This window comes from Streptomyces lydicus, from assembly GCF_000717345.1.
Taxonomy (GTDB): domain Bacteria; phylum Actinomycetota; class Actinomycetes; order Streptomycetales; family Streptomycetaceae; genus Streptomyces; species Streptomyces lydicus.
Genome location: NZ_JNZA01000032.1, coordinates 96890 through 103416 on the forward strand (window position 1 = coordinate 96890; position 6527 = coordinate 103416).

Below are 6527 nucleotides of genomic sequence, written 5' to 3' on the forward strand. Positions count from 1 at the left end.
GCGGAACGGACCGGTGGGTAAGGGCGCACGGTGCCGCGGCAGGCGCGCGGGACACGACGGCCGCGCCGGGATGATTGCGTGCGCCGCGGTTGTTGAGCGAAGGTCAGGGCGGTCGCGGCGCCTTCGTCAGGCCCGGGCCGACACCACAGCCGTCTTGCAGAGGGGACACACCGCATGCCTCTAGAGGGTGAGTACGAGCCGAGCCCGACGCCGTGGGTGCGCGAGCAGGTCGAACGGTACGAGAGCTCCGGCGGCACGGAAGGGACGACGATGCGCGGGCTGCCGGTCATCGTCCTCACCACGCGCGGCGCGAAGACCGGCAAGCTCCGCAAGAGCCCCCTGATGCGGGTGGAACACGACGGGAAGTACGCCGCGGTGGCTTCCCTGGGCGGCGCGCCGCAGCACCCGGTCTGGTACCACAACGTCGTCGCCGATCCCCGGGTGGAGCTCCAGGACGGCCCGGTGCGCCAGGACATGACGGCGCGTGAGGTGACCGGCGAGGAGAAGGCCCGGTGGTGGGCGCGGGCGGTCGAGGCGTTCCCCGACTACGCCGACTACCAGGAGAAGACCGAGCGGGTGATCCCGGTGTTCGTCCTGGAACCGGCGGCCGGCGCGCACGACTGACGCCGCTCCGGTTCACGCCGCCCGCTCCGGTCACAGCGTCACGAGCGACACCTCGGTGGCCTTGACGCTGGTCCACACCGGCACCCCGTCGGCGAGCCCGAGTTCGAGGGCTGCCGAGGGGGTGATTTCGGCCACCAGATCCGGCGCGCCCGGCGAGGTGACCAGGACCCGCAGCCGGCTGCCGGCCGACGTGATCTCCCGTACGGTCCCGGGCCAGACGTTGCGCGGGCTACCCGCCGGCTTGTCGAGGTGGACGGACACCGCTTCGGGCGCGATGACCGCCAGCGCCCGGCCGCCGTCGGGGAGGAGGTCGGCGACGACCAGCCGGCCCCCGCCGTCGAGCGCTAGGCCGTCGTCGGTGGCGGTGCCCGGCCAGGCGTTGCGGCCCAGCATCCGAGCCACCCAGGGTGAGCGGGGGTGGCGGGTGACCTCGGCCGGCGGGGCGTCCTGCAGGAGGTGTCCGCCGTCGAGGACGAGGACCCGGTCGGCGAGCGAGACCGCCTCGACCGGGTCGTGGGTGACGATCAGGCAGACGCCGCCGAAGTCCGCGAGATGCCCGCGCAGGGTGTGGCGGACGTGGGCGCGGGTGGTCTGGTCGAGGGCGGCGAGCGGCTCGTCCAGCAGCAGCAGCCGGGGGCGGGCGGCCAGCGCCCTGGCCAGCGCGACGCGTTGGGCCTGTCCGCCGGAGAGCTGGGCGGGCCGGCGGTGGGCGAGGTGGCCGACGCCGAGGCGGTCGAGCCACTGCTGAGCGGTGCGGCGGGCCTCGGCCCGCGCCGTGCCGTGGGCGCGCAGCCCGTAGGCGGTGTTGGCCAGGGCGGTCAGATGCGGGAAGAGCGCACCGTCCTGCGGGACCCAGGCGACGCCGCGGCGGTGCGGGGGCAGCGGGGTGACGTCGGTGTCGCCGAGCCGCAGCACGGCGCGGGAGCGCGGGGTCAGCCCCAGCAGGGCGCGCAGCAGGGTGGTCTTCCCCGCGCCGTTGGGGCCGACGACGGCGAGGGTGGTGCCCGGTTCGGCGTCCAGGGTCAGCTGGTTGAAGCCGGTGACCTCGGCGCGCAGCGGCCAGCGTTCCTGGTGCGGGACGACGGCGGCGGGCGGTCCGGTGGCCGGGGCGGGCTCGGTGCGGTCCTCGGTGACCGGGGCGGGCGGGGCCGCCGGGCCGGTGTCGTCCGCGGCCGGTGCGGCGCGTCCCGACCGGCCGGCTGCGGCGCCGGTCCAACGGCCGCGCAGGCAGATCAGCACGGTCATCGCGATGCCGAGCAGCAGCAGGGAGACCGAGGTGGCGGCCTCCGGGGAGTCCTGAAGCAGCAGGTAGACCTGGAGCGGCAGGGTCTGGGTGGTGCCGGGCAGATTGCCGGCGAAGGTGATCGTGGCGCCGAACTCCCCGAGCGCGCGGGCCCAGGTCAGTGCGGCGCCGGCGGCGAGGCCGGGGGCGACCATGGGGAGGGTGACGGTGCAGAAGACCCGCAGGGGTGAGGCGCCGAGGGAGGCCGCGGTCTCCTCGTAGCGGGGACGCAGTCCGGCGAGGGTGCCCTCCAGGCTGATGACCAGGAACGGCATGGCGACGAAGGTGGCGGCGACCACCGCACCCGAGGTGTGGAACGGCAGCACGATGCCGAAGGTGTCCTCCAGCCAGGGGCCGAGCAGGCCCCGGCGGCCGAAGCCGAGCAGCAGCGCGACGCCGCCGACGGTCGGCGGCAGCACCATCGGCAGCAGCACCAGGGAGCGGACCAGCGCCTTGCCGGGGAACCTCACCCGGGCCAGCAGCCAGGCCAGCGGTACGCCGAGCAGCAGCGACAGGCCCAGCGCCCAGCAGGACACCAGCATCGAGAGGCTGAGCGCCTGGGTGACGTCCGGGCTGGTCAGATGGGTGCCGATCTGGCTCCAGTCGGTCCGGGCGAGGATGCCGAGGAGCGGCATCAGCAGGAACCCGACGGCGAGCAGCGCGGGGACGGCGAGCGCGGCGGGGGTGCGGGCCCCGGGCGTCCGGGGCCCGACTGCCGGGGCCGTGGCGCGAATGCGGGGGCGTCTCATCGGGGTTCCTGGGATCGGGAGGCGGGGTCGGCCGGGTAACGGCGGCGCGCACGGGGCTGTCCGCTCCCCCGAGCCGGGCAGTCCCGTGCGCGCCTTGCCCCGTTACGGCTTCTGGAAGCCCGCGCCCTGGAGGATCTTCTGCGCCTCGGGCGTGCTCAGCCACTTCACGAACGCGGCCGCGGCCGCGGCGTTCTTGGAGGTCTTCAGGGTGGCGGCCGGGTAGGAGGCGACGGCGTTCTGGGCGTCCGGGATGTCGACGGCGTCGACCTTCTTGGGCGCGGTGGCGGCGTCGGTCCGGTAGACGAGTCCGGCGTCGGCCTCACCGAGTTCGACCTTGCTGAGCACGGCGCGGACGTTGGGCTCCTGGGAGACCGGCTTGACCTTGATCTTCTGGGCGTCCAGCACCTGCTTGCCGTAGCGGCCCACGGGCACCTCGGAGGCGGCGAGAACGACCTTGAGCTTGCTGTCGGCGAGGTCCTTCAGGCCGGAGATCTTCTTGGGATTGCCCTCGCCGGTCGCGATGACCAGGCGGTTCTTGGCGATGACGGTCGGGGTGCCGGCGTCGGCCTTCAGCCCGTCCATGGTCTTGGTGTCGGCGGTGACCAGGGCGTCGGCGGGGGCGCCCTGCTTCACCTGGGCGGCCAGCTCCTGGGATCCGGCGAAGGAGAAGTGCACCTTGGTGCCCTGGTGTTCCTTCTCGTAGACCGCACCGGCCTTCTTGAAGACGTCGGTCAGCGAGGACGCGGCCAGCACGGTGAGTTCCGTCGTGGCGCTGCCGGCGGACTTCCCCGCGCCCTCGTCCTTCTTGCTGTCGCCGTTGCCGCAGGCGGCGAGCGGGACGAGGAGGGCGGCGGTGACGAGCGCGGCGGCGGCGCGGCGCGGGGTGACCAGCTGGGACATGGGGCGGGACTCCTTGTGACGCAGGACGACGGGGTCGTCCGAGCGGATGGGAAAAGCCGCGCCGGTTGGGGCCTCCCCTGCTCGAGGACGTTTCGAGAGCCAGGGGAAGGGCGACGCCGCTGGGTTGAGGCAGCAGCCGACGTGGGGACGGTGGGGGCGGTCCGGCTGTGGCGGGTGCGGGGCGGGACGCCCCGCGGGGTGTCAGGTGCGGTCGATGTGCACGCTGGTGGACTTCACGCGGGCGGTGGCCTGCATGCCGACCTCCAGCCCCAGTTCCTCCACCGCTTCCCTGGTGAGCAGGGACACCAGGCGGTGCGGACCGGCCTGGATCTCGACCTGGGCGGCGACGTCGCCGAGGGTGACGGCGGTGACGATGCCCGGGAAGGCGTTGCGCGCGGAGGTGTACGAGGCGTCGTCCTCGCCGGTGCCGTGCTGCGCCACCTCGATGGAGAAGGCGGCGAGGTCACGGCCGTCGATGAGGCGGCGGCCGCTGTCGTCGCGGTGGGTCGCGACCTTGCCGGCGTCCGCCCAGCGGCGGGCGGTGTCCGGGCTGACGCCCAGCAGCCGCGCCGCCTGGCCGATCGTATAGGACTGCATGTGCGACAAGATATGCGTCCTGACCTGGCATTTGCAATCCATAAGGCGAAGCTCTATGGCAGATGCCAGGGGCATTGGAGGAAAGGACGAAGGATTTCCTGACGCGTGCGACAAAGGCGGCGAGCAGGGTGGGGAGAGCGCCGGTCCCCGTACGGAAATCCCGGCATCGCACGGCGAATTCCCCTTTCCCCGGCATTCTGCGAGGTATTTCCGATGAGCCCGAGCATGCGCAATCAGATGTCCGGCGCCGCGCCGGCGGTGACGGCCGGCGCGGTCGAGGACCTGGGCCTGATGCCCGGCTCCGAGGTCACCGCACTGATCAAGTCGACCGAGATCGCGCTCGCGGCCGGCTGAGCGACGACCGGACCCCGGAGGCCGGCGCGCCACCCCTATACGGGCCTGGGCGGGGCTATACGGGCCCGGGCGGGGCGCAGGTGCCGAGCCAGATGCCGGTGACCGCGCTGATGTAGCGCGCCCCGCAGCGGTCGGAGGGCACCACCAGCTGACTGCCCGCCGCCTCCAGGCCGCGCCCGTCCATGGCCGTGGCCAGCAGGATCGGCGCGTCGCCGAAGTCGGCGTCGATCTCCGCCCAGGACAGCACCGTGTGGTGCCCGTCCCCGCCGGCCACCGTCAGGACGTAGCGGGAGCGGTCCTTGCGCCGACGGGCGTCGAAGGCCGGCTCGGCCGCGTCGAGGACCTCCCGCAGCAGCGGGCCCTCGAAGGTGTGGTGCTGCGGACCGTTCTTCGCGCAGCCGAAGACCACCGCGGCGCGCCGCTGCGCCCACCGCTGCCGCAGTTCCGCGACGGTCAGCGTGAGCGGGCGGCGGACCTGACCGCGGATCACCAGGCGCCCGGGCCCGGCCCGTTCGACGCCCTCGGGTGCCGGGCGTACGGCGGTGGTGCGGGACGTCGGGCTGAGACGGCTCATTCGAGACCCCCTTGAGGCGCTCCGCGCTGCGGCTGCCTCCCTGTGATGCCCGACCGGCACGCCGCTGAACCACGGATGCCACCCCGATAGCCGCTTTCGCCTCGCTGGTGTGAGACAAAAGGGGCCATCAGGGCGGCAGATCCACAGGGAAATCAGGCCATGGGCGCCGCTGCCCCCCGCTTCCTCGCGCAGCACGGTTCCTGGGCGCGTACCGCCGAGGCGCTCCCTCTGCACGTGAACACGGTCCACTACCGCATCCAGCGGATCGAGACGCTCACCGGCCGCGACCTGTCCCGGCTCGACGGCACACTCGATCTGCACGCCGCGCTGCTGTGCCGCTGAGCGGTGCCCGTGTCGCCGGGCCGGGCACCCGGCCCGGCCCCGTCAGCTCCGGCCGTCCGCCCGGTCGATGTGTACGTTGGTGGACTTCACCCGGGCCGTCGCGGTCACCCCGACCGCCAGGCCCAGCTCCTCGACCGCCTCCCGGCTGACCACCGACACCAGCCGGTGCGGCCCGGACTGGATCTCGACCTGGGCGATCACGTCGTCCAGCAGCACCCTGGTGACGATCCCCGCGAACGAGTTCCGCACGGACGTCTGCACCTCGCCGGGCACCGGATGCAGCCCGGCGCCGCGCTCCTTGGCGAACGCCGCCAGGCTCACCCCGTCGAGCACGCGGTTGCCCGCACCGTCCCGGTCCATCCGCAGCTGCCCGCCGTCGGCCCACCGGCGAACGGTCTCCGTACTCACTCCCAGCAGCCCAGCTGCCTGACCAATGCTGTACGTCGGCACCCCCGCACTCTAGGGCAGCGACGGGGGCGGACGGGACGGCGGGGCGCCCGCATGACGTGCCGTCAGCCGGCGTCGTCGACGAGCTCTTCCAGGGCGGGGAGCGCCGCGTGCAGCAGGTGCTGCCGGTCGGGGGGCAGCCGGCCGATCCGTTCGGCGAGCAGGCCGGTGGTCTCCCGGCGTACGGCGCGCAGCAGCGCCCGGCCGGCGTAGTTGAGGCTGATCAGGCTGGCGCGCTGGTCCACGGGGTCGGTGCGGCGGGCGATCCAGCCGCGGTCGTCGAGCAGGTCCACCATGCGGGAGGTGGTGGACAGCGCGATGTTCATCCGTGCGGCGAGTTCGCTGACCCGCAGTGGCCCGTGGGCGTCCAGCATCGCGAGGGCGGCCGTGCGGCTGGGGGTCAGCTCGCGGTGGGTGCTGTGGCCGCGGAGCACGGGCAGCAGGTGCTGGATCACCGCGCGCAGCCGCCCGGCCAGCTCGGCGGGGTCGGCGGAACCGGCGGCCGCGGACCCGTCGCACAGCTCGGCCGGCCCGGGCCGTTCGGGCGCCGGTTCCGGCGGGTGCCCGGTCGTGGTGTCGGACGGCGCCATCAGGTGCTCCTCGGGTTCAGCGCGGGCGGTGGCGGGGGTGCGGGCGGGGGCGGGCCGGGGTGTCCGGC

At 74.0% G+C, this 6527-nt stretch carries 8 protein-coding genes and 1 pseudogene; 3 read left to right on the forward strand and 6 right to left on the reverse strand.

Translation table 11 applies throughout. The annotated features are described in order from the left end of the window. The first annotated feature begins 174 nt into the window (after nucleotides 1–174). Complete coding sequence (locus OO62_RS27140; RefSeq protein ID WP_033270211.1) at nucleotides 175–624, forward strand: nitroreductase family deazaflavin-dependent oxidoreductase; 450 nt, start codon at nucleotides 175–177, stop codon at nucleotides 622–624. A 30-nt stretch (nucleotides 625–654) separates the two neighbouring features. Here OO62_RS27140 and OO62_RS27145 read toward each other — a convergent pair whose 3' ends face one another. From OO62_RS27145 to OO62_RS27155, 3 genes are all read right to left on the reverse strand, one after another. Continuing rightward, the gene (locus tag OO62_RS27145) at nucleotides 655–2655 is read right to left on the reverse strand and encodes an ABC transporter permease (RefSeq protein WP_033270212.1); all 2001 of its coding nucleotides are present in this window, start codon (nucleotides 2653–2655) and stop codon (nucleotides 655–657) included. A 102-nt stretch (nucleotides 2656–2757) separates the two neighbouring features. Then, nucleotides 2758–3555, reverse strand: coding sequence for a molybdate ABC transporter substrate-binding protein (modA, locus tag OO62_RS27150; protein WP_033270213.1), 798 nt, complete (start codon nucleotides 3553–3555; stop codon nucleotides 2758–2760). A gap of 201 nt (nucleotides 3556–3756) precedes the next feature. After that, complete coding sequence (locus OO62_RS27155) at nucleotides 3757–4152, reverse strand: TOBE domain-containing protein (RefSeq protein WP_033270214.1); 396 nt, start codon at nucleotides 4150–4152, stop codon at nucleotides 3757–3759. A gap of 213 nt (nucleotides 4153–4365) precedes the next feature. Between OO62_RS27155 and OO62_RS39120 the strand changes: the two genes are divergently transcribed. After that, nucleotides 4366–4506, forward strand: a complete 141-nt coding sequence (locus tag OO62_RS39120) for a TOBE domain-containing protein (RefSeq protein ID WP_106974904.1) — start codon at nucleotides 4366–4368, stop codon at nucleotides 4504–4506. A 55-nt stretch (nucleotides 4507–4561) separates the two neighbouring features. On the opposite strand, the gene OO62_RS27160 is transcribed toward OO62_RS39120, so the two are convergent. Next, entirely contained in the window at nucleotides 4562–5080 is a 519-nt protein-coding gene (locus OO62_RS27160; protein WP_033270215.1) for a molybdopterin-dependent oxidoreductase, read from the reverse strand. Between the two features lie 180 nt (nucleotides 5081–5260). On the opposite strand from OO62_RS27160, the pseudogene OO62_RS27165 reads away from it, so the two are divergent. Continuing rightward, nucleotides 5261–5422 (forward strand): annotated as a pseudogene (locus OO62_RS27165) (helix-turn-helix domain-containing protein); the annotation flags it as partial. A 42-nt stretch (nucleotides 5423–5464) separates the two neighbouring features. On the opposite strand, the gene OO62_RS27170 reads toward OO62_RS27165, so the two are convergent. After that, a complete protein-coding gene (locus tag OO62_RS27170) occupies nucleotides 5465–5872 on the reverse strand; it encodes a TOBE domain-containing protein (RefSeq protein WP_033270217.1) in 408 nt (135 codons plus the stop codon). 62 nt (nucleotides 5873–5934) lie between these two features. Continuing rightward, nucleotides 5935–6527 (reverse strand): MarR family winged helix-turn-helix transcriptional regulator (locus OO62_RS27175; protein ID WP_346009367.1); only part of this gene is annotated, 593 nt, incomplete at its 5' end.

Bases quoted from the DNA above. Each gene is read 5' to 3' on its own strand.
- OO62_RS27140 (WP_033270211.1), top strand. From the start codon at position 175: ATGCCTCTAGAGGGTGAGTACGAGCCGAGCCCGACGCCGTGGGTGCGC.
- OO62_RS27145 (WP_033270212.1), bottom strand. From the start codon at position 2,655: ATGAGACGCCCCCGCATTCGCGCCACGGCCCCGGCAGTCGGGCCCCGG.
- modA (WP_033270213.1), bottom strand. From the start codon at position 3,555: ATGTCCCAGCTGGTCACCCCGCGCCGCGCCGCCGCCGCGCTCGTCACC.
- OO62_RS27155 (WP_033270214.1), bottom strand. From the start codon at position 4,152: ATGCAGTCCTATACGATCGGCCAGGCGGCGCGGCTGCTGGGCGTCAGC.
- OO62_RS39120 (WP_106974904.1), top strand. From the start codon at position 4,366: ATGAGCCCGAGCATGCGCAATCAGATGTCCGGCGCCGCGCCGGCGGTG.
- OO62_RS27160 (WP_033270215.1), bottom strand. From the start codon at position 5,080: ATGAGCCGTCTCAGCCCGACGTCCCGCACCACCGCCGTACGCCCGGCA.